16 protein-coding genes and 1 tRNA gene are annotated in these 22,555 nt (G+C 62.7%); 6 read left to right on the forward strand and 11 right to left on the reverse strand.

From position 1 onward, the window contains the following. Nucleotides 1–47 precede the first annotated feature (47 nt). Both NC7_RS19790 and NC7_RS19795 read left to right on the forward strand, forming a co-directional pair. Nucleotides 48–120 (forward strand) — tRNA-Ala (locus NC7_RS19790). 713 nt (nt 121–833) lie between these two features. Beyond that, nucleotides 834–1,538, forward strand: coding sequence for a hypothetical protein (locus NC7_RS19795; protein WP_157102092.1), 705 nt, complete (start codon nt 834–836; stop codon nt 1,536–1,538). A 372-nt stretch (nt 1,539–1,910) separates the two neighbouring features. Here NC7_RS19795 and NC7_RS19800 read toward each other — a convergent pair whose 3' ends face one another. The 8 genes from NC7_RS19800 to NC7_RS19830 all read right to left on the reverse strand — a co-directional run bounded on the left by NC7_RS19800 (nt 1,911) and on the right by NC7_RS19830 (nt 11,013). Beyond that, complete coding sequence (locus tag NC7_RS19800; protein ID WP_067985289.1) at nt 1,911–2,399, reverse strand: DUF4411 family protein; 489 nt, start codon at nt 2,397–2,399, stop codon at nt 1,911–1,913. Then, the gene (locus tag NC7_RS19805; RefSeq protein WP_067985291.1) at nt 2,399–3,556 is read right to left on the reverse strand and encodes an ImmA/IrrE family metallo-endopeptidase; all 1,158 of its coding nucleotides are present in this window, start codon (nt 3,554–3,556) and stop codon (nt 2,399–2,401) included. The genes NC7_RS19800 and NC7_RS19805 overlap by 1 nt, the downstream gene beginning before the upstream one ends. A gap of 482 nt (nt 3,557–4,038) precedes the next feature. After that, nucleotides 4,039–5,481, reverse strand: coding sequence for an HNH endonuclease (locus NC7_RS30555; protein ID WP_084458634.1), 1,443 nt, complete (start codon nt 5,479–5,481; stop codon nt 4,039–4,041). Between the two features lie 350 nt (nt 5,482–5,831). After that, on the reverse strand, nt 5,832–6,161 hold the full coding sequence (locus NC7_RS30670) for a DUF8758 domain-containing protein (RefSeq protein ID WP_507762076.1): 330 nt from the start codon (nt 6,159–6,161) through the stop codon (nt 5,832–5,834). Nucleotides 6,162–7,502: 1,341 nt separating this feature from the next. Continuing rightward, nucleotides 7,503–8,075, reverse strand: a complete 573-nt coding sequence (locus tag NC7_RS19815; RefSeq protein ID WP_067985294.1) for a hypothetical protein — start codon at nt 8,073–8,075, stop codon at nt 7,503–7,505. Between the two features lie 246 nt (nt 8,076–8,321). After that, a complete protein-coding gene (locus NC7_RS19820) occupies nt 8,322–8,831 on the reverse strand; it encodes an endo-1,4-beta-xylanase (protein WP_067985295.1) in 510 nt (169 codons plus the stop codon). Beyond that, a complete protein-coding gene (locus tag NC7_RS19825; protein ID WP_157102093.1) occupies nt 8,828–9,985 on the reverse strand; it encodes a hypothetical protein in 1,158 nt (385 codons plus the stop codon). Before NC7_RS19825 ends, NC7_RS19820 begins: the two co-directional genes overlap by 4 nt. A gap of 620 nt (nt 9,986–10,605) precedes the next feature. Beyond that, nucleotides 10,606–11,013 (reverse strand): DUF1761 domain-containing protein, encoded by a 408-nt coding sequence (locus NC7_RS19830; protein WP_067985299.1) that lies wholly within the window; start codon nt 11,011–11,013, stop codon nt 10,606–10,608. Between the two features lie 83 nt (nt 11,014–11,096). Here NC7_RS19830 and NC7_RS19835 point away from each other — a divergent pair, with 83 nt between their 5' ends. Further along, nucleotides 11,097–11,732: a winged helix-turn-helix transcriptional regulator gene (locus NC7_RS19835; protein ID WP_067985301.1), complete on the forward strand. Its 636-nt coding sequence runs from the start codon at nt 11,097–11,099 to the stop codon at nt 11,730–11,732. A gap of 262 nt (nt 11,733–11,994) precedes the next feature. On the opposite strand, the gene NC7_RS19840 is transcribed toward NC7_RS19835, so the two are convergent. Together NC7_RS19840 and NC7_RS19845 are read right to left on the reverse strand one after the other, a co-directional pair. Further along, nucleotides 11,995–13,887, reverse strand: coding sequence for a hypothetical protein (locus tag NC7_RS19840; protein ID WP_067985303.1), 1,893 nt, complete (start codon nt 13,885–13,887; stop codon nt 11,995–11,997). Between the two features lie 518 nt (nt 13,888–14,405). Next, on the reverse strand, nt 14,406–15,497 hold the full coding sequence (locus NC7_RS19845; protein ID WP_157102094.1) for a hypothetical protein: 1,092 nt from the start codon (nt 15,495–15,497) through the stop codon (nt 14,406–14,408). 1,051 nt (nt 15,498–16,548) lie between these two features. Here NC7_RS19845 and NC7_RS19850 point away from each other — a divergent pair. From NC7_RS19850 to NC7_RS19860, 3 genes are all read left to right on the forward strand, one after another. Next, nucleotides 16,549–16,989 (forward strand): hypothetical protein, encoded by a 441-nt coding sequence (locus tag NC7_RS19850; RefSeq protein WP_067985307.1) that lies wholly within the window; start codon nt 16,549–16,551, stop codon nt 16,987–16,989. A 98-nt stretch (nt 16,990–17,087) separates the two neighbouring features. Continuing rightward, nucleotides 17,088–19,871 carry a DEAD/DEAH box helicase gene (locus tag NC7_RS19855; RefSeq protein ID WP_067985309.1) on the forward strand — a complete coding sequence of 928 codons (2,784 nt, stop codon included), beginning with the start codon at nt 17,088–17,090 and terminating at the stop codon, nt 19,869–19,871. Nucleotides 19,872–19,939: 68 nt separating this feature from the next. Next, nucleotides 19,940–20,953 (forward strand): fatty acid desaturase family protein, encoded by a 1,014-nt coding sequence (locus NC7_RS19860; protein ID WP_236573493.1) that lies wholly within the window; start codon nt 19,940–19,942, stop codon nt 20,951–20,953. A gap of 1 nt (nt 20,954) precedes the next feature. Here NC7_RS19860 and NC7_RS19865 read toward each other — a convergent pair whose 3' ends face one another. Then, nucleotides 20,955–22,445, reverse strand: a complete 1,491-nt coding sequence (locus tag NC7_RS19865; RefSeq protein WP_067985313.1) for a DUF4246 domain-containing protein — start codon at nt 22,443–22,445, stop codon at nt 20,955–20,957. Nucleotides 22,446–22,555 lie beyond the last annotated feature (110 nt).

Raw genomic sequence — 22,555 nt, forward strand, 5'->3', positions numbered from 1 at the left:
GTAACTTCATTCAGGCAGCAGCGAGAGCGGCTGAAACAAAAGAACACGGGGCTATGGCGCAGCTGGTAGCGCACCACACTGGCAGTGTGGGGGTCAGGGGTTCGAGTCCCCTTAGCTCCACAGAAATAGCAGGTCAGGCCCGGTCATAGACCGGGTCTGACCTGTTTTTTGCGGTTCAGCCCCCGGTTACCCCCCGCTTTGGCTGTATGTCTGATTGATTCGGCCCGTCCGAACTTGTCGTGGTTCGATGCACTGCGACGGATCGAAATCGGCACTAGTCGCCACAAGATCTTGTCCGGAGTCGGTCTGGCGTCAGCCTGACCGCTGCCGCTCGCGATGGGTTAGGCGCTACGTCTGCCGTGCCAAGCCCGAATCGCGATGGCTGTGGCGGCACCCACGGCGGCAATAACCGCGGCATTGGCGTTGCCGAACACGACGAGGGCAACCAATGCGGTCAGTATCAGTGTCAGCGCGAGAAGATCGACGGCCGCGCCGGGCCACGACATCGGGACTGGCACAGGGGGACTCTGGGTACCCCTCTTGACGACGCCGGGCTGCGGCTGGACGGCCCGGGGGGAACGGCGTGGCACTGCTACCTCCTGTTTTCGTACTTTGAGTCTGTTTACGGTGCTTAGTGCCGGATAGGCGTTCGGCGGTCGTGCTGAAACAAGGTTGGCAGCAACGGATTTCCCGGGCAAACTCTTCTCAGGTGCTCTGCTGAACTGGTGAGACACCGCTGATGTGAAGTAGATGCCAGGTTGAAAAGATGTTGCCAAGGGTCGTCAATGGCGAAGCGCCGTCTCCGGAAGCCGGGTGTGCCCTCGGGTGCCCGGTTGTCGTTCTTCCTGTACTTGCAGCGGCTGATAACCGAGTGTGGCGACAAGTCCACCACTGAACTGGGGCGGATGGCCGGATACTCCCACCAGACCGTATACAAGGCGCTGACCGGCCCACGGATGCCTGCGCGTGCGATGACCGAGGCGCTTGTCGGTGCACTTGCGTGCCAGTCCGAGGTGGACAAGGTGATGAGGCTGTGGAGCCTCGGTGTTCATGAAGAGCGCAACCTACACGAGGAACCTCTCATCGCTCAGGAACAGCCCATCCGCGTGAGTAGTCCTCAGACTGAGCTTCCCCTCCGCCAGCCGGCCCGATCCACGAAGCTGGATCGGGCTCGCGCTGCTGCGGCGGCAAAGGGCGATACGGGCGGTGAGCCACCTCAGAAGCCCTACGACCACCTCATAGCCAGTCTCGACAGCATGGGTGTGTCTGCCGCCCATTACAACATGCGTCTGCAACTCGCGCACCGCATTTGGTCGTGCCTGCACAGCGCGGGCGTTACCCCGGAGATGTTCCAATCTGAGTCGACACGTACCGGCCTGCCCGGCTGGATGGCTGCTGAGACGATGCCAAATCGGCAGCAACTACTGAACTTCGTCTACGAACTCCGACCGGCGGAGGAAGTACGAGATGCGCTGATGGCTGCATACACCAGCGCAGTCGCCGAACGGGAGGAGTTCGGGAAGGCTGGTGCTCCGTAGTCGAGCCTGGTCAGAGCGCTTTCGGCACACTTTCCGAGGGCCTTCATTCCACCCTCGCGAGAGCCGAACGGCTCGTGCGGTCCCTCGAAATCCGTGCGCGCGACGGCCTGTAGCCCGACTGGTTGAAGATCCTGGATATGGCGCCGGTCCAGTCGGGTAGTCGCAGGTTCGATTCCTTGGCACGACACGCAGAACATGGGCAGCTGCAAAACGTCTGGTCATCGCGGAGGCGTGTTCGATTCGATGATGTTGCTTCGGATACGAGCGGGCAATCCGTTGCCTCGGGTATCGGCAATTGAAGTAATGCTCCGGATGTTTCGCGGGAAGGTTGATCCTAGGTCGGGACGCGGGCGCCGTGTCGGTCGCCGCCGGTCAGGTGCCTAGTCTCAGCTTCGCCCCGGTGCGTCGCATCATCTCGAACGGGTCCATGCAGGTGGCACCGATCGCGGCGCACGCGTCAGGGATTTTCACCCGCTTCCGCGAGTTGGGGTCCGGCCTCTCGTGGGTGACCAGCACAAGGTTGTGACCGCGCGCGTGAGCCACCAGTTGGTAATCGGCCTGGTTGCCTGCGAACTCCGCGAGTGCTGCAGGAGTGAAGGTACGCGACGCAGCCCACGCAGAGAGAGCCGGGAAGTGAGCCGTCGTGGCCTGATCGATCGACTGGAAGAACGAACTGTTCCTCTGCGCCCAGGCCGAGAGATCGTCGGCTCGGCCGACCAGCTCAGTCTTCACCGCCTCAATGCTGCACACTTCGCCCGCAGCATGCGCGCCCTCAAGCCATTCCCAAAACCCGGGGGCGATATCGAAGGCGTAGTAGCGGTTCTTCGCCTCGATGAGAACGTTCGCGTCAACCAGGTACATCAACCGATTCCGATCTCGTCGGCCAGGCGGGCGAAGGTTTCGTGCTTCTTCGTTCCAAGGAGCTGAAAGGCATCTCGGAAGCTGGTGTCGCCCTGATAGGTGCTAGCGACCACGGCACGCGCGAACTGGCGGCTTAGGCGCAACGGCTGAGTGTAGTAGTAGTTCCCTCCAGAGTTCTCTCCGCGGAAGCGCTTTGCCAACTCGATGACTGCCTCTCGCTCTGCCTCGTACCGCACCTGATAGTCATCCCAGCCGAGGAAACGTGCGTCGAACAGACGCTTGAGGATCACCAACGTGCTCACCCTGTAGCGACGGGCCAGCCGTGTCAGCTCCTGGGGTGTCAACTCGCCCTGGTAGTCGCGGCGAAGAGCGGCCAGTGGGACCAGGACTTCGGCGGAGACCCGGTTGCACCACAGCTCTTCGGCAACGCCGTCCAACGCGGTCATCGCCGCGTCGGACAGGGCGCTGCCGCCGAGCCAGACGTGGGCGAGCTCATGGACCAGCGTGAAAATCTGCGCCGCCTTAGTGTCGGTACCGTTGACGAAGATCAGCGGCGCCACCGGATCGGACAGAGCGAAGCCCCGGAACTCCTCCGGGTCGAGCACGCGGTGAGTGTCGCCGCCGACGATGCCGTTCACCATCACGAGGACGCCGATGGCCTCGGTACGGTCGATCAGCTGCCGCAGCGCATCGTCGGAATTGGCAAAGGCGGTGCGCTCGGTCAGGTCGAAGCCGAGGGCAGCGCGGATCGCCCGCGCTGCATCCACCGGAGGTGTATCGGTTGTCGCGGAGCCCACGAAATCCAGCTGTGGAGCACCGTGATTCCGTGCGTAGTCGCGGTACCACTCTTGCCGGGTCTGGCAGATGTAGATCGTGTCCAGCAGGTCCACCGATGGGCGGGGAACCGTCGCGTTGCCGACCGTACGCATGTCCGGAATAGGCAAAGGCTCGTTCGGGGGCTCGGGCAGGAACAACAGACCGAACGGCGTATGAGTCGCCTGCGCGAAGCTCTCCAACTGCTTTAGGGTCGGCTGACGCTCGCCGCTGATCCACTCATCGAGTTTCGGGGCACGGCGCTCTATTGTCTCGTCGTCCCAGCCAGCGCGTTCGACGGCCCACTCCAGGAGGCTGGGGGCGACACTGACGCGTACCGGCATCGGACCTCACCTCTCCTTGCTTTGCTGCAGTGTGATCAGTTTGGCATGGCTGCCGCTCGTGCGGTATCCGAAGGAGTAAAGCCGTCTGTCGAGCGATTGAGCAGGTGGTAGCCGGGGTCAGCATGCCCTCCCTCCCAGCGTAGAACGTTGGCGACGCGCCGAATCCTCGCACCTGCGGTTTCAGCCTCTATCTTGCGAGAGATACCGACAGGCCCTGCGGCGCCGGGTGAACCGTCACGGATTTGGGACCGCTTTGGGCTGTCTCGGCTTGATGTCCGGTACGCACTTCATACAGGTGTCCAAGTGGCTGGGACACAGCACATTCACCCTCACTTTGAACACCTACGGCGACTGGATCCCCGAAGAGGACGGTGGCGCGACCATCCTGCTGCCCGAACCACTCGCCCCGGTGGCTACGTCTGCGCCGGTGGTAGAGGTTCCGTCGAGTGTGGTGCCGCTGTTTGGTCGTCGGTCGGGGTAGTTCAATCCCACGGGCCAACGATCTCCGCACCGGCACGGAGCGCGGTACGCACCCGCGAATAATGGAGATTGCAGAGCCCGCGAACCTCGGCTGTTCGGGTACAGTTCTCTGCTGAGCATTTTGGCTGGTCGGATCGGCTGAGTAACCATTTACTGTAATGCCGTTTGCAGAGTTCTCGAGTATGAGAATTTTTGTCGCACCCCTCATGCTTGCAGGTACTCCGATTGCGAAGCCATTGAGTGTAGTGTGACCGACAAAGTCCCCTCGCGCGCACAGGATTAATGCAATCTTTCGCACTGCACGCCGACAACTTTGCGGGCAATTCTGTCGTGCCGTACTTCTTGACACGGCGGTAGTGCTTGTCGCACATTCCTTTTGTACCTGCAACTCGGTCACACTCGTCCGCAGAGCAAGTCGCTCGAGCCATCGGCATATAATCGTCCCGCCATCTTTCAAGTAGCACCAGAACCTCGGCTGGATCTCGTCGCCAGCCGAACTTGTCGCCTTTCGCGATATTGCAGGTCTTATGCGCGAGTGTCAGATTCTTCGGATCATGGCTTCCGCCTCGGGCAATCGGAATTATGTGGTCTACCTCCGCCGCTAGCGGGTGGGACTTAAATGCGTCAGTCGGAACCGGCAGCCCACATATGCTGCAATCATCGCCGTCGCGTGCCCGAATGTCATCCGCCGATAGGTACAACGACGCGCTGCGATGGCGGCAGTCATCGCACAGCTTCTTCGAAATCGGTGTCATGCGGTTTCCGCCGCCGCTGGCGGGAGCTAGGTAGTCAATCAGCTTTCCACATTGACCGCATTCGGCGGTTGTGCTTTTTGTTGGATGCCGTCGCGCCAAATTTCGGCATGTTATTGAGCAGTACCGACTCGTGCTGCCAGCACCGACCGGCTCGCCGCACCATCCGCATGGTCCGTTCGGTGTTTGGGGGGCTCGACTAGAAATTGCTCGAAGGGTCTCTCCTCGATTTTGTTGCTTCGCGTGGCTCGAGCACAGGCCCTTGCCTGATACCTGCCGATCGCAGGCAGGACCGCCGCATCGGGGCTTGCAGGCTTCCGAACAGTAGCGCCGACCCCTTGGAAGGCCTGCCAAATCTTTACCGCAGCCACGGCAAGGGCGACTCGTCGGATGTTCTGCGCCAATGCCGAGGTCCTTAGCGCGGGCTCGCGCTGCGAGCGGGGCAGATGACAATCGGCCAGTCCGCTGGAGCTTTGCATAGTGATACCTGCATAGACCGCGTGCCTTTATCGCGTTCGAGCATTCGGTTGTGGAGCACATTCCGGTAGATCTTCTCAGGTTTTTGCGCGCGGCGTCGTAGTGCCGCTGGCACAGACCCTTCGCCGTGGTTTTGCCGTTGCAGTGAGCCGTCGAGCAGACCTTGGGCTTCCGCTTCTCTAGCGATCCAGTGCGACGCAGGCGTTGGCGATGCATGGAACAGAGCCCTTCACGGCTGCTCCGTGTCCGCTCACAATCAGGAGCGTGGCATCGCTCTCCCCGTGCACGTGAGCGGCTTCCGTTTGGGTCGCCGTACTTCCAGTAGGCTTGATAATGCTTTTCACAAAGCTGTTGACTCTTGTTCGAGACCTTCAAGGAACACGCCTCCGCCACGCAAGTGGCTACCGGACCCTTGCCTGATCTATCCGGCACAAAAGGTGCCGGCTCTGCGGCCGAACCATCTTCCACCTGCTCAGACTACGACGGGACACCGACGACCGTTCGCACCCGGCATGTGACAGCCTCTTGCCGGCCTCATGCTGACGAACTTGTTCGCCAGCATGAGGTTATGGCTGTCTACCTGCCCGCGTGCCGGGGTGGCGACGCTGATGTACGTCGTGACCGGCGGCGCAACGCGCCCACCTGCGCAAATGAAGCGGCCCCCACAGGGACTCGAACCCTGACTGGGCGGCTAGTACTTCCTGAACCGCTTGTTGAAGTCCTCGATGCGAAGCTTGACCGGATACAGCCGGATCCACTCCGGCCGTCCGCGATCGAGTCATAACCCCCGCGACACAGACGGTCTCGCCGTAGGTGTCGCTGGGATTCGGGTAGGTCTTGATTGTGATCATCGCCGTTGCTGTCACGTCGCCCGCGCGCGGTGACCTGATGCCCATTGACCCCCCGGAATCCGGCCGATGGCTGTCCCCGCTCAACCATAGTAATGCGGAGAGGTGAGTGATCGCAGCAGTTCAACCAGCAGACTGCCGGGGCGAAGATTATTGTGATGCAATCTATTTCAATACACGGTGGGTGCTTCGGCCTGCTGCTATGGCAGATGTTCGCCGTCGTGGTTCTCGGCACCCTGGATCTCGAAGACGGCCTCGAGCGGCGCTGCCCGCTGGCCCAGTGGGGGCTCGCATCAGGGTGCGCGGATTGTCCGGGGGCGACGGTTCGTCGACCGGGCGCGTCGGCCTATGTCGCCCACTGTCAGGTCGACGGCCGTGGCGGCGGCGTTGAACAGGCGATTGGCGGATGGGTTGCGTGGTGCACGCGACGGGTGTGCTGTGCGAGCACGGTGTCCTTGAACGTTCGGTACGTCGGTGGTGCGGAAGTAGCGTATCCCTGCTGTCCAAGCCAAGGCGGTGGCCGCGCTGTTGAGTTGGCTGCAGAGTCGTGGCGATAGCGATCCGTGCTGAAGCTCGTGTCGAGCGGTTTCCCGGCTCTGATCGCGCAGCGTCGGTTGTGTGCCCTGCCGGGAAGAAGTCGGTAGGTGCAAGACTTGAGCGGGCCCACCGGTAACCCCCCGCTTTCGTCGTAGAGGTGGCATCAGTGTCAGGCGTTGCCGAGAGAAGATTGTTCGAGAACTGAAGGCCGCGCTGTCGGCAGATTTCATCTTTGTGCTGGTCAACCCTTTTCCTATGCTCCTGACCATCTCAGTAAGGTGAACCGGGCGGCTTCCTGTCGCCCGTTGGGGTACTTGACGTTCTGACCACTGATCAGCGCGGGCCGAGTACCTGCTGCTGGTCTCGGGTAGCGCGCGGAGGGGTGCGGCGCGGTTTTGGCCTCGGACGAAGGTTCCGATCAAAGCATCGAAATTGTGTTGCAGCCGAGTATGTTTCGCGGTTTCAACGATCTTCTTGCCCGGTCGCGGCGGTCGCGCGCTGGACTGATCGTCAGTGGGGTCGGGCTCCGCACACCGACCCCGTCAGGCCGATGGGCCCATGACGCTCTATGTGGGGGTCAGGGGTTCGAGTCCCCTTAGCTCCACAGAAATAGCAGGTCAGGCCCGGTCGCAGACCGGGCCTGACCTGTTTTATTGTGTCTAGCCCCCCGTTTACCCCCCGTTTGGCCCTAGATCCAGTTTACGGTCGCCAGCTATACGGTCGTGTGCCGCTGCGGCCAGCGAGAAGGCTGACGGATTCGCTGACGGACTGCCTTGACCATCGCTGTGGATGCCACACGGTCGCGATGGAGTAGTCGACCCTCAATAGGGGTGGTTCGGTGACCGTGTCTTGTCAGCTGTCGCATAGGAGGATGTTTTCGGCCGGGTTCCACAAGTAGCGTGGTATTCCGACCAGGGCAGGCAATGGTAGGAAGTCCCAGTGGTGGGGCAGATGGCCGATTCCGAGGTTGGGATCGTGTGCGAAGATCCGAGGGTCCCAGTCTGGGTCGCCGACAAGTACTCCGCAAAAGCCCAACTCCGACAAGGGGATCGGTGGCGCAATGCCGCGGCTGTCGGCCGGTCGGGGTATGCGCCATTCGCGTTCATGGGACCAGTCGGATTGACCACTGAGCTCGACAGCCCAGGTGCGGAGTCTCTCATCGTCTTTCAGCATCTGGTACTCATCGGGCCGGGCGTACCACACTGGTCCGCCGCCTGCGGCGTAGACGTGCTGTCGGTCGAACATCAGTGCCCAGGGTTCGTAGCCTCGGGTTTCGATGAGGTAGCTCACTCCGGCCTGTGTGGCCTCAGTCATGCATACTGAGGGCATTCCGCCCGAGTAGGTCACGAACGGCGAGATTGCGCCATCAGTCAGGATCGATTCCATGCGCTCGACGGCGTCCAATGCTCGGATCGCTTCGGGCACACCGATACCAGGTGGACGGTTTCGGTGTACGAAATGGACGAGGGTCGACGAAAGGTCAGGGTGAGTTACGTCCCGCAGGCCCACTGGCTCGGTGACTCGTTGCCCGGTGCCTGTTCGCAGGGTGTCCATGGCGGTTATTCCGTTTTCGGAGCCGCTGCCGTTACGTTTGACTGTCAGTCGCCGCGCTCCGTACTGCGGGGCGGTGATTGCCCAATCGCACTTCTAGGGACTCGGGCGCTGGCTAGCCTAGGGCCGGTACTTCCAATCGCGCTCCATTGCCAGTCTCAGTAGTTGCTTCGCGGCAAGCAGGCAAGCGCCCTTGTCGTCGGCAGGAACGGCATTGAAGTCTATGTGTCCGTGATCGTCGGGGCGGTTCTCGTTCATCGAGTCGTCCCAGACAGTGAGAGGCTGTCGCGCCTCACCGCCGTGTGGCGACTTGACCTCGACCGACTCGACTTCCTCGACGGTCACAGCGAGGACGCCGATCGGCGCGTTGTAGGGCTTTCCGAGCGGTTCGCATCGCTCTTTGATTGCGTTGAGTTTTGCCTGGTATGCCTGCTCGGGAGTTGTCGCGCTGCCGCGTGCGATCGACATGCGGTTGTTGTCGTGCTTTCGATCCGTGGTGCTGATGTTGAAGGCGCTAGGATCGATGACGTCGTTGGTGAACCAGTTGCTGATGATCGGCCGGAGCAGCTCTTCGGTGGGCACGGTGATGGGCTCACGAAGAATTTCGGGGCTTTCGCTGTCGTCGCTCATCGATCGCCTGCCTCGGACAGCCATGAGTCGAGCGCTTCGGCCAAGTCCGAGATGTCAGCAGCAATGGTGCCCTCATCGAATGTTCCTGCCTCAACGTCTGCGGCGTGTATGTACAAACTCCCGCTGGGCTCGACGTCGATCGTTAGCTGGTTTTCCGCCTCGGGCCAGTAGAAGCGGATCCCGCCTTCCTCGGTTGGGAAGATAGTGCGGGTGAAGTTGCCGAGAGAGATCATCGCCTCGATTACCGTGTGAGCGCGTTCGATTGCCAACTTCGAGATCGCTTCGCCGGACTCGCCATCCATCCAACCCTCGGCGAGGTCAGCAAGAGCGTCGACAGATGCGCGCGCGAGCTGGGCGTCCTCAGAGAACTCGACAACGGAGAGGGACTTGAGTCTGTCCAGTTTGATAAGCCGGTTGTTTGCGTTGAAGTGGCCGATGCCCTCAGCGGAGCATTTGAATAGTTGGCGACCGGAATCGACGTTTACTTTTACGCCGGAGTCCAGGTATGGAACTTGAACATCGGCCCTGTGCTCACGGTCTCGGACGATCAGCCGACCTGAGAGCACGTGGATGTCGATGACATGCCCGGTGATGGTGACAGGCCGAGCCGAGTCGACCTCTAGTCGGCGCATCACCCTTTTCCGTGCCCAGTTGTCGTACTTGGGAACGGGCTTCCAGTCAGCGACGTCGGTCGCGGCGACCTGGATAGCATCGCCAGCCTGCATAGTTTGGCCGAGTTTCTTGACCTTTTGGTGAAGTCGTCGGATCTCGCCGGGGATTGTGCCGTTGCCTGTCTGGGCATAGTCGATGAACGCTTCGACGGTTTCGAGGGCTCGGCCGTAGTCGTGTTCGAGTTCGTCTTCGGCGAACATGTCGATGGCGCCGGCGCCGAGATCGTACTCGAGCTGTGGCTTCGCTGATCCTTCGCCGATTTTCTGGACGAGACGCAGGGCGATGAGGTCGTCATACCCGTTCGGCACGCGCTTTTGGAGAGGGTGGCGTTCGAGCCAGTAGAGCTTGACGAGTGATCGAAGGATGTCCTCGAACGCGGCGACCTCGAGGAGTGACTCGGCCGGCATGCCTTTGGCGTCGAATCGTGCACCGCTGAGGCGCATTACCGCTATGACGCGCGACTCGGAATCCTCGGCTGGCACTGCCAGAGGGTACCCGAAGTCGTCAGTGGCTGAGCGGCAATCACGGTTGACTGTCTACCTTGTTACAACCCGATGTAACGGTTGACGGGATCTGCGCTGACGGACAGTCGCCGGTACCGCGCGCTGAGATGGCGACGGCATGTTCAGGTTTGGTCCAACTCCCGCGTGTGGTCTGCGCAAGTAGTAGCCGCGACCCTTGAATGGCATCGATTCGAGGCTGCCGAGCCGTCGTCGCAGGTTGGTGCCCTCGGCAGGACACACAAAACATGGGCAACCGGAAAACGCCTGGTCATCGCGGATTCCTATCCGATCTAGCGATGCCGGTCCGCCGGTACCGATCGTATCGTGTTTCCACCTTCGTTGAGCCCCTCGGCGGGGCAAATGAAGATGGAAACACGCGCGACCTGGATATTTGCTGCGGTCAACGAGTAGTCGAAGGCGGTTTTGCTCCAGGCTGAGCGGTGATGTGGTGTTCACTGGGTAATCGCCGATGCCAACTCGCTGTGTTGCGGGTTGGGAGTCGGCTGCCGTTCTCGAGGTTTCTCTGGGCGTGCAGGAGTTCGCGAGACCGGCGGAAGCCATCGGGATCTGGGCGACGTGATCGACACGACTCCCCGGTGTTACAGCAGCCCGATTACGACCGACATCGCCAGGAACAGGGCGAGCTGGTAACTGGAGTTGATGACCGTCAGCTTCGCAGGTTTCAGCTCGAAGGCATTGTGCTGCAGGAGCGTACTGGCAGAAAACGCCAGCCATGCCGCGAACCCGACCAGCAAAGCCATCCCCACAGACTTGTCGCCGGTCGCCTCTGATGCGAGGGAGATCCCCGCGGCGAGGCCGACTGCGGTCACGAGATTTGCGATGGCCAACTGGGTCATATTCCTCGCGCGAGCCGGTCGCGAGCGGTCCGACGTCACGCCCGTCAGCTGCTCCCAGGCGTTCGCGATGAAGCCCTTCTGATACCAGATGAACGCCACGACCATGCCCGCTACGAACGCGAGCGCGGCCGCGAGCCAGTTGATCTCCATTGCACAGCCCCTTCATCCCTCGTCAAACCCAGCGCCGGTCATGGTGTGGCGCCCTGAGTCATCGGTTGATATTATCCACTGCGATGGAAAACGTAAAGCATCCAGTCGGGCGCTCCTACGGTCAGTTCTGTGGCCTGGCGCGGGCGCTCGATGTCGTCGGGGACCGCTGGAATCTTCTGGTCGTGCGCGAGCTGCTGCCCGGGCCGCTGCGGTACGGCGAGCTGAAGTCCTTCCTCCCTGGCGTCGCGAGTAACCTCTTGGCCGAGCGTCTCCGGACGATGGAGTCGGCCGGGGTCGTGGAGCGACGACTGGGAGACACGGGAGTCCTCTATGGACTAACGCCGTGGGGCGCGGAGCTCCGGGAGCCGATGGAAGCCCTTGGCAGATGGGCCATTCCGCTGCTGGCGACCGGACGGGGCGATGATACCTTCCGGCCCCGATGGCTGGCACTGGCCTTGCCCGCAATGCTTCGTGACAGGACGGCAGCGCCGCCTGTGGAGGTCGGCTTCGATGTGGAGGGACTCCTCATCGTTCTCCGGATCGACGAGGACGGCTCGAGCGCGAGAATCGACGCTGACCGTCAACCAGAGACCGTCCTGACCGCCGGGCCCGAGATCGTGATCGGACTCGTTGCCGGTGCCCTCTCAGTGGATCAGGCCCTCGCGTCGGGGGCCGCCCTACTCGGTAACGCTGATGTTCTCCAGCGAGTGTTCCCTTAAGGCGGTCAGCCACAAATCCAGCGCGGCCTGTTGCCTGCCGGTGGTGGATCAGGTAGCTCTTCAAGAGCTGAGCGGGCCGGGGCAACCACGGCTGGTGCGTCTGCTGGCCCGGTGGCCCGAATAGACACCCTCTATGATGCTCAAGAATTGATCGGTTCCTGGACATTTCGAACCCGAGCGGATACGGCCAGTTCGACTGGTGGTCTGAACTGTCCAGAAGTCGAGTCGCCACGGTGGCAGCCAGCTGCGGAAGGTGGTGGCCTCATATCGGGGTCGGGACGAACAGCTCGTCGTAGTCACTGTCCAGTTCGACCTTCTGGCGCCGCTCCTGTTCGCGGGCGCGAAAGTTGTTCATGTACGTGGTGATATCCGTGGCGGTGAGATGTGCCTCGATGACCTGGTTGAGGCAGTAGTGGCCTAGGTGGTATGCGAAAGTGGCTATGGATTCACAGGCGTCAGGCGTGACCGGCCCGCCATGGATCGCGGCGTTGCGAATGCGTTTCAGCCGACTGAGGTGGGTGTCGAAGCGCTGATCGTAAAGGTTCAGTCGCGCAACGACGGCTTTTCCGGATCTGAATACCGCCTCCATATCCGCCAGAGCGCGGCGAAGCCAGTGCCGTTGATAGATCTCGCGCAGCCTCGGGAGATGGTCGATCGCGCCGTTGACATCGAAGTAGTCGACGTCAGCGGACGTAGTCCACAACTCTTCCTTGATGTCGTCGAGATCTTCGGGCGGAGGGAGAGCGTCGGGGGATGAATCCGGCAAGTCGGTGCTTGCGGCGGAGGTGAATTCGCCGAGGAAGGCGACGAGTTGCGCGCGTGAGGTTGCCTGCTTGAAGTATTTGCATGCGAATTGTGCCCAGTCGCTTCGGCCGCCGACAGCCCACGCATTGACGTGTTCGATGGCACGAACAGCCGCCATGACCGTTGCTTCTGAGCCGTCGTCTCGCGAGCGGGTCAGTGCGTTGCTGAGCGCTAGGGCGGCAGCGAGCTGTTCGGTTGTCTCGATGCTCAGCGACTGCGAGGTTTGGACCATGAGTTGTATCCGCCGGGCGACGGCGTCTCCGGAGCGGTGGCGTGAGTAGTCGCGGCGGCGCGCTTTGGGGCCCCATTCCCAAGTGCGCAGAGTGCCGTCGATGAAAAGCATGCTCCCGTCGAGCTGGATCCATGTGCCGGGGTGCGGGTCGCTGATCTGGACCAGAGCGGCCACGAGCGTAGATGCCTGTTTCCGTGCGAGATGGACCACGGCGTCCGGCAGAAGAACGCGCGCGTAGCTGAGACCCGGGTCCTCGGACCACGCCCGGCGCTCGTGTTCCTGGATGTCCGCGGGAAGGTTGAGCACTTCGTGCGGTATTACGGTGAAGTTGCATGCCAGTTCTGGATGTCCGACACACGAAGCCAGCAGTTGGGCGCTGTAGAACGTCACCTGACCGTGTGTGACCTCAAACTCATGCATGAGCGCGGGTTCCAAGCGCAGCCATACAATGCAGTCGGCCTTGGCCGGTGGCCGCATCAGGAATTCCTGGCATTGCTGGCTTCGCCGCCAGACTGGACCATTTCCCCCGTCGTGCGTACCGAGAGTCAGGAGGGGGTAGCCTCGCATCAACTCACTGAGCTGCCGCCCGAGGCCGAACCCGTTATCGGTGTTCTGATGTCGGGCCTCGGCGATCGCCCACAGTGTCTTCCGTTTGAACTCGATGTCCTCGACCTTTTTGGTCCGGTTGACGCAGGCCTGGTGCAGGTCTAACCATGCGGAATCGATCGCTGCGTCGGATCTGAGCCGCTCCCTCAGCACGGCTGCATCGTGGCGTAGGGAATCGCGGACCTGTTCGTCGATCCCTACTTCGTTGTTCCCACCGGCGCCTGCCGAGGAGGTGAAAAGTTGCGCGAAATGCGATTCGACCGAGCGATAGGCCAGGTCAACGACTCGCTGCAGCTTCGGGCCGGACGCGGAATACCCGGAACGGACATCGGCGAGTATTGATTGCCAGTCATTGTGTTGGACGGGGATGAACTGGCGCCGGTCGTCGATCCAGGCGAGTAGCTCCACTACGGCCGCGGTGAGTGTCATCGCTTCGACGTAGACGGTGAATCGCCCTTGGAGCACGGCGACAATTTCAGCCAGCCACTGCTCTTCGTCTACTGGGGATTTCATCACTGTGCTTCGTTCGATGACGATGCTTCCGTTACAAGCCAGGCCAGCGCCTCGGCTCCATTTTCCGCTCCGACGTCCGCCGCCGCCAGATTGTTGCCTGATAACTACGGTTATCGGGCAACTTCGGGAGGCAAGTCGTGACCGGCACCGATCTCGCGCACACCATCGTGCGACTGGAGGGCGTCCGCGCTCGTGTCGCCTACCGCCTAGACGACCGGGAGGTGGCCCGGCGGCAGCGGGTGGGACTAAGGACTCTCGATGACATGCGCTACTGGACGTGCTGCTCGGACTCCACGCGGGCATGCCGGTGTCCCACGACCAGCTCACCGATCGGGAACGGCACGCGCTGCGCCGGCGTCTCCATCAAGGTCGTGCGCAAGCGCCTCGGTCACGCTTCCACCGATCTACATCCTGCTCGCCGATAAGGTCGCCGACGCTGAAATCCGCGCGGCGCGCCACACCCGAACACGGTGACATCCAGACCCGGGGCGAACCGATCGGCGACAGAAACGAACGCCCTACGAAGCGCGGCGATGGCGCCGGTACCAAAACGCGTCGGTGATTTGCCTGTCCCACCACTCCCGGATCCGGTCGTCGGAGTCTGTGGATCTACCGGCCCGAACCTCGGCCAGCGTGGCCTCGGCCAGCGGTGTTTCGCCCAGCATCAGCGTCCGATCCCACTCGGTGACCGGCATGAGCCGGCCGGTATCAGTGATAGCGGTGTAGGAGTAACCGCCGGCGATGTCCCAGGCGATCTGGTCGGCGGATTCCACGAACGATTCCAGGTGATGTCCGAAGTTGGTCAAGCCCACGTATAGGGTCAGGTCGCCGTATAGGACAGCACGGTGGATCTGCCGGTTGAGTCCGGTCGGAGCCATGATGGTCCAGCGGTCGAGCAGGATCTCGTTCATCTTCACCTCGCGCGGATCGTAGGGGTGGCGGCACTCGTAGGTGTGCTCGATGATGAAAGGGGGTAGGGGGAACCCATCGATGTCTCCGTCCTCGTTGCGGTGGGTGAGCGACGGATCGCAGCGGTCGAAGAACCGCATGACATCCAGGAGCGTTTCGATCACCAACCGACCACCCACAGAGTCCTCGTAGCGCCGGTCGACCGAAGTGCGCTTTCCGTCGGTGTTGTTCCGGATCTCCACAGGGAGATCGGAATACGGCTTCCAGCGAGGAAAGACCCGCCATCCGCCCTTACCGACCCCACTGACCAGTCGGTCGGTGTCCATGTCGATCATGGCGTGGCGATGGATCTCGGCGTTCCGGATCAGCCGCAGGCCATGCACGACCCGGCCGTCGGAATCGCTGGCCCGCATCGCTTCGTAGCGGGGTTTATCCGCCGGATCGAGCAATTCGGTGAACAGCGTATCGATCGTGCGCATCACCGTCACCGCATCAGCGACGTCGATGGAGACGGCCTCGGTATCGATATGGAAATGGCCTGGGTGCATCACGACATCGCTGTCCGCCGTCGCCAACCAGGTGTCTTCGATCGCGCGGGCCAGAGCTCGGAACTTTCGGCGCAGCTGATTCCGGCCACCGGAAGCCGGGATCGGGAACATACCCGGGTCAGTAGAAGCGGGCTGGTCGGGGAGCAGTGCCATCGTGGTCTTCTTCCGGGACCTCGCCCGGTTGGAGGCAAGGAGTTCAGAGTATCCCGCCGGGTCAAGGCGTTTCCGGCGGGCACGTGTTCAGGTGCAGCGCGGGACGAGCAGATCGGCAGACTACCGGTGTCGGTGGATTCAGGCGGGTGCGGTCATGCGGTGCAGGTGTTCGCGGGTGGTGGTCACGTCGCCGAGGGCGCCCGGATGCATGGTCGGACGCCACAGTGCGATCGAGAAGCTCTGATCGCACAGCGTCGGCCGTGTGCCGTGTCGGGAAGGAGTCGGTGGGTGCAAGACTTGAGCGGGCCCACCGGTAACCCCGCGCTTTCGTCGTCGAGGTGGCATCGGTGTCAGGCTTTTGCCGAGAGGCGATTGTTCGAGAACTGAAGGTGGCGCCGTCGGTGGGTTTCACTCTTTGTGCTGGTCAGCCCCCTTCGTTTGCTCCTGACGATCTCGGCGAGGGGAACCGGGCCGCTTTCCTGTCGTTCGGCGGGGGATTTGACGTTCTGACCAACGATCAGCGATGGGCCGAGTGTCTGCTGCTGGTCTCGGGGCAACCCGCGGAGAGGTGCCGCGCGGTTTGGCCCCCGCAGAAAGTTGCGATCAATGCGTCGGACTTCCATTGCGACCGAGCATGATTCGCGAGTACGTCAATTTGCCGATCCGGTTACGGCGGTCGCCGCGCTGGGCTACTCGTTCGGGTTGGGCTCCGCACACCGATCCTGTCCGGACCGATGAACTCATGACGCTCTATGTGGGGGTCAGGGGTTCGAGTCCCCTTAGCTCCACCCGACACAAAAGGTCCGGCTTTTCAGCCGGGCCTTTTGTCGTTTCGCCACGGCTCGTAGGTTCCGATGGGCCGCCGGGCGCACACCGTCCACCGTAGGGTCCTGCTCCTCGACGAACCCGTCGAAGCCACGATTCCGTTCGCCGTGCTGGAGCGAGCGTGAAGCAACTCCGTCACCTTCGAGGGTGACCCACCACTAGGCTCCCCAGTGTGTACGAGATTGCTGAGATCGCGGGATTTGCTGGTGCGCATGGGGTTTGGAGTGTGAGCGACTCCTCGTTGTTGGTTCCGTTGATCGGCTACGTGGGTTCCGACGGAGCGAAGGGTATCGTCCGCTTCGGATTCGACGATGTCGGTGAGGCCGCGCAGTTCGGGGCCGAGGAGCTGCGGGCGGGGCGGCCGGGGTGGGTTCATGCCGCGCTGGTCGTCGATGCCTTCCTGCGGTTGCCCAGCGGCCGCGTCGACGCGTTGATCATCGACGCCGTCGAATACGGACCACACCGGCGGTCGCTGAAGATGGCCGTCCCCTATCGGCCGCACACGAGCCCGCAGGGGTTCGCTGTGTATCGCCCGAAGTTCATCGAGACCAGTGGTTTCGATGCTCCTGACTACCACGCGATGGCTGACGTCTTCTTTTCCGGCGTCGACTCCCACGAAGAAGCCGCGGCGGTGTGGAACGCCCACCTGGTCGACCAGTCCGTCTGAGCTGGCCGGGCTCGATGATCAAAAGTCAAGCGTCGCAACAGAAGCCGGGACGCAGTCGCGGTTTGTAGAATCGCCGTTCGGGTACCGAGGGGGGTGCGATGCTCGATCCGCGAGCGACGGCGATAGTAATTCGGGGGACCACGAACGGTCTTGTCGAGGACAAGACACCGCAGATCACCGCTTTCGAGCCGCGACACGACCGGGCGGTGGTGTGGTTCGGCACGTCGGGCCCCTACCGGTACGGGTGGGACCGGGTGACGGTGCTCCACAGTCCCCGGCCGGTGCGATTCGGCCCGCACGACCGGGTTTTCGTCGACGGTTCCCCGACGGACGCCGTCGAGGCGTACATTTTCGCGGGCCCGCCCGAAACCGGTTCGTGGTGGCATGTGCTGACCCGCGCGGGAACCTGGCACGCCTACCGCGACGATCAGGTTCAGGTGCGAACGGCACTGTCCCCGGCGTCCCGCGACGTGCTCGGCTACTGGCGGACAGTGGCCGGAAAACACACCGACGACGCGGGGGTGCTGCTCCAGCGGAACTATCAGAGCCTGGAGTTCATCCACCCGGACAGCGCTCTGGCGCGCCTGCTGGAGAACACCCCGATCGAGCCGAAACCCGATGAGCGGGCACCGATTCCGCTGTACCCGTTCCGCACCAACATCAGCCAGAGCGAGGCCGTGAACAACGCTCTGCGATACCCGATTTCGGTGATCGAAGGCCCACCCGGCACCGGGAAGACGCAGACGATCCTCAACATCATCGCCTCGGTGATCTGTACACCCGATGCCACGGTCGGCGTCGTCTCCTTCAGCAACTCCGCCGTCGAGAACGTGGTGGAGAAGCTGACCAGGGAACGGTTCGGGATGGTGGCGGCCAACCTCGGCAACTACGTCAAACGCCAGGAATTCTTCGCCGCGCAGCCGCAGCGCAACGCGGAGGTCGACGCGCTGATCCGTGCCGGGCGAGGACAAGAAACCGATGCCGCGGCCCAACTGGTGACGGTGAACCGGCGACTCACCGACCTGCAGAAGCAGGATCGGCTCCGCGCCGAGGTCCGCGCCCAACTGCACGCCTATCGCCTGGAACAGCGGCACTTCCAGTCCTATTTCGACGACCGTGAGGTCCCGGACGCCGACAACCTGCCACTGCTGACCCGCTACAGCGCGCGCAAACTGCTCGACTTCATCGCCGACACCGATCCCCGATGGATTCGCGACAGCGGCGTCGGCCGCGCGATCGACGTGATGAACCGCTACTTCCGATATCGCGCCTTGCGCCATGTGGACGCCGACGATATCGACGTGGTGCTGCGCATCCAACGCCTGTACTACGAGAAGAAGATCGCCGAACTCGAACGACGAGTCGAACAGCTCGACACCGCGTTGGCGGCCCGCGGGTTCGACGAACTGATGGCCGAACAGGCGAGCCTGTCGCGTCGGCTGCTGCGAGATTCCCTGTTCGAGCGGTACCGGGCCATGAACCGCACCGTCTACGACTCTCGCTACCGGAAGCGTTTCGACCGGTTCACGCGCGACTACCCGCTGATCATGAGCACCTGCCACTCCCTGCAGAACAGCATCGGTCCCTCGGCACTGCTGGACTACCTCATCATCGATGAGGCCTCCCAGGTCGACCTGGTGACCGTGGCCCCGGCGCTGGCCTGCGCCCGCACGGTGATCGTGGTGGGCGACCTGGCACAGCTGCCGCCCGTCACGAAGGATTTCCACGGCCTGCCGCCCGCGCCCGATCCTGTTTTCGACTACCGCAACAGCGTGCTCGCATCGATCATCGAACGCTACGGCGATCGCGTGCCCCGCCGATTGCTGCGCGAGCACTACCGGTGCGACCCCGACATCATCGAGTTCTGCAACCGCAAGTTCTACCGAGGCGACCTGATTCCGTACACCAGCAGCACGCCGGGAATCAACGCCATGTCCTTGGTGCGCACAGTCCCCGGCAATCACATGCGCCGGACCCACAGCGACGACGATCCCCGCTCCAAGGCCCGCAGCAACGAGCGGGAGATCGACGTGATCCGCCACGAGGTGATCCCTTGGCTGGAAGGCGAATTCGCGCCACACGAGATCGGGGTCACCACGCCGTATCGCCGCCAGGCGGACAAGGCGGCCGATGCCCTGATCGCGGCCATCGAAGCCGACACGGTGCACAAGTTCCAGGGACGCGAAAAGGACGCGATCATCATGACCACCGTGCTCGACGACACCGACAGCGGCCGCGCCGGACTGAAGTTCGCCGACGACCCGAAGCTGATCAATGTGGCCGTTTCCCGGGCGATGCGCCAGTTCGTTCTCGTCACCCATCCGTCCGAACTGCCGGGCAGTCGACACCTGCGCGACCTGTTCGGTTACGTTCGGTACCGGGACCGCCGCCACGGTGTGATCGACAGCGATCTGGTGTCGATCTTCGACCTGCTCTACACCGAACTCAACGAGCGGCGGCGCGCGCATCCGATGATCGGCTGGGGGCGCACGCAGTGGCCGTCGGAGGACATCGCGCTCGCGACGCTCGAAGAGGTGCTCGCGCAGACCGGACGTGACCATTTGGCCGTGCACTGCCAGGTGTACCTGCAGAATGTGTTTCCCCGCGATCTGGCCCCGCTCGACGCGGAACTGCGGAAATTCGTCAGGGACCGGTCCTCGTTCGACTTCGTCTTCTACAACCGCATCACCAACGAGTTCGTCGGTGCGGTGGAGGTGGACGGTTTCCGCACGCACGAGGCGGATCCGGACCAGCAGCGCAGGGACCGGAAGAAGGACGAGATCTGCCGACGCTACGACCTGCGGTTGCTGCGGCTGGCGACCACCGGCAGTGGCGAAGCTGCCCGGATCCGGCGGTTCCTCGACGGTCTGCCCGGTGCCTGAGGCGGCGTTTCCACTCCGATCTGCAACCCGTTCACCCGCTGGTCGGGCGGATGCGCCATGCTTGTCCGGTGGTTATAGCGTCTGACGTCGTCCCCGTGCGTGGCAGTGAGTTCTCGGTCCTGTTGCGTCGTGTCCGGGAGGCGGGTCTTCTGAACCGGCGGTTGCGGTATTACGGGTGGAAGACCGCGTTCACAGCGGCGGCTCTCATCGCGGGTTGGGCGGCGTTCTTCGTCATCGGTGACTCCTGGTGGACGCTGCTGACCGGGGCGTTTCTGGCGCTGGTGTTCTCGCAGATCGCATTCCTCGGCCACGATGCCGGGCACAAGCAGATCTTCGCGGGCAGGCGGGCCAACTACCTGTACGGGTTGATCGCGGGCAACCTCGCGATCGGGCTGAGCATCGGTTGGTGGACCAGCAATCACGCGCGCCATCACGCCCACCCCAACACCGAGGGGATGGATCCGGACGCGATGGGTGTGCTCGCGTTCTCCGGTGAGCGGGCGCAAGCCGGAAAAGGTTGGCGCCGTTTCATCTTCCGTTACCAGGGGTGGTTGTTCTTCCCGCTGCTGCTGCTCGAAGGTGGCAGCCTGCATTGGAAGAGCGTTGTCGCGGTGTTCCGTTGGCCGATCGCGAACCGGGTCTGGGAGGGTGCGCTGCTCGCCGCCCACTTCATCGGTGTGCTGTCCGCGGCGTTCCTCGTGCTGTCGCCGGGTAAAGCGTTGGCGTTCATCGCGATTCAGCAGGGTCTGTTCGGGCTGTACATGGGGTCCACCTTCGCGCCGAACCACAAGGGGATGGAGGTCCTGCCCGAAGGTGACAACACCGACTTCCTGCGCCGCCAGGTGCTCACGTCGCGCAATGTGCGTGGCAGTTTCCTCGTCGACCTGGGAATGGGCGGCCTGAACTATCAGATCGAACACCACCTGTTCCCGTCGATGCCGCGTGCCAACCTGCGACTGGCCCAGCCGATGGTCGCCGAATTCTGTGCCGAAATCGACGTACCCTACTGCGAGACCGGCCTTTTCGAGTCCTATCGGCAGGCGCTGACCCACCTGAACCAGGTGGGCGGCCACGTCAAGTAGGTCAGTGCTCGCAGAGATAGAACTCGCGCTCGAAGTACTCCTCGTTGTGTTCGTCGACGAAGAACTTGCGTTCGTGCATCAGCTGTTCACGGAAGCCCTCGGCCTGGGCCCTGGTCATCGTCGAGGTGGGTGACCAGGGCTGCTGCGGTGGCACGTCGGCCGTCGAGGTGATGGTGACCGACGGGTCGACCAGGAAGAAGGCCACGATCTTGCGGTGCCCTTCGCGGGTCGGGTCGTCGAGCCGGAACGGTGCCACGCGGTGCTGGTAGATGTTCGGAAAGGCCACGCAGCGACCGGTCGTGGTGCGGACCGAGCCGAGTTCCTGGTTGAGCGGGTCCTCGTCGTCGAGGCCGTAGACGTCGCTCACCCCGTTGTTGTCGTTCTGCTCGTACTCCGGTTCGTCGATGGCGGTGCGGAAACCGAGCAGGGATTCGGTGATGTTGTCGCTGTCCCAGTAGTAGATGGCGGTGGCGACGATGCGTTCGTTGAGCATCGCCTCGACATGCCATGAGCCGCCGTAATAGTCGGGCTTGTCCGGGGTGAGGTGGATGTTGGCGAGCTTGACGATCACCTGCAATCGGCGACCGCCGAGTGTGACGGCGCGGGTGGCGTCGCGTTCGGGTCGTTCGAATTCGGGCGCGTCCGGGATGGTGGGTCGGCGTTCCTCCCACCACTTCTCCATGGCTTCCTCGTAGGCTTCCTCGGCGGCGTCGTCGTCATCGTCTTCGGGCGGCTGTGGTTCGGTGTCGCCGTACCAGCTGAACGGGTCGGCTTCGATCCGCACCCGTTTCGGTGCGCGCAGGTCGGTGAGCACGTTCTCCAGCAGCGGCAGTGTCGCGCCGAAGATCTCGGGGAGGACTGCGGCGAGCTCCTGGTGACGTTCCGGATCGACATTGTTCACATAGGACAGGAACGCGACGGAACCGTCGTCGCCGACCTCGACATCGGTGGGCAACCACTGGAAGTGCTTCGAGAGCGAGGCCCGCTCGTCCTTCTTGTCCAGGACCGGCCACGGTGCGTCCTCGGGCACGCTCACACCACGCACCAGGCAGTACATCGAGGGGTGCACCAGGTCGAGCACCTGTTCGTCGGAACCCGGATGCCAATCCAACTCCGTCGAGGGCACGTCCTCGAGCACCCGCACCGCCTCGGCTAACCGTTTGCGCAGATCCTCGTCGATCAGCGAGTCCGACTGCCACACCCCGTCGACAGCCGATACCTCGATCCCGCGCTCCGCGTCGCGCAAGTCGTCGTAGTACTCCAATTCGTCGAGCACATACCGGATCTGCGCTTGTGTCATGCCTTGCTCGGCCGCCTCCCGCGACCACCGCGCCACGATCTCGGCATCCTGATACTTCCGATACCACTCCGGCTTCGCCCGGATACTCGCACTCATCCGCATCATCTCGAGCTCGCGCACAGTCCGAGCAGGCGCGAGAACCGACACATGAGCAGTGCGGAACGGCAACGGAAACGGATCCAACTCAGTCAATTCTCTGATCTCTCAACAGTTCTGACGCACCTACGGCGGCTCCGCGGGCACCCCTGCGACCCTGCCACAAAACCGCCACCGGACCCATCCCGCGCAGGTGATGAATTGCC

Source organism: Nocardia caishijiensis NBRC 108228 (assembly GCF_001612825.1).
Classification (GTDB): domain Bacteria; phylum Actinomycetota; class Actinomycetes; order Mycobacteriales; family Mycobacteriaceae; genus Nocardia; species Nocardia caishijiensis.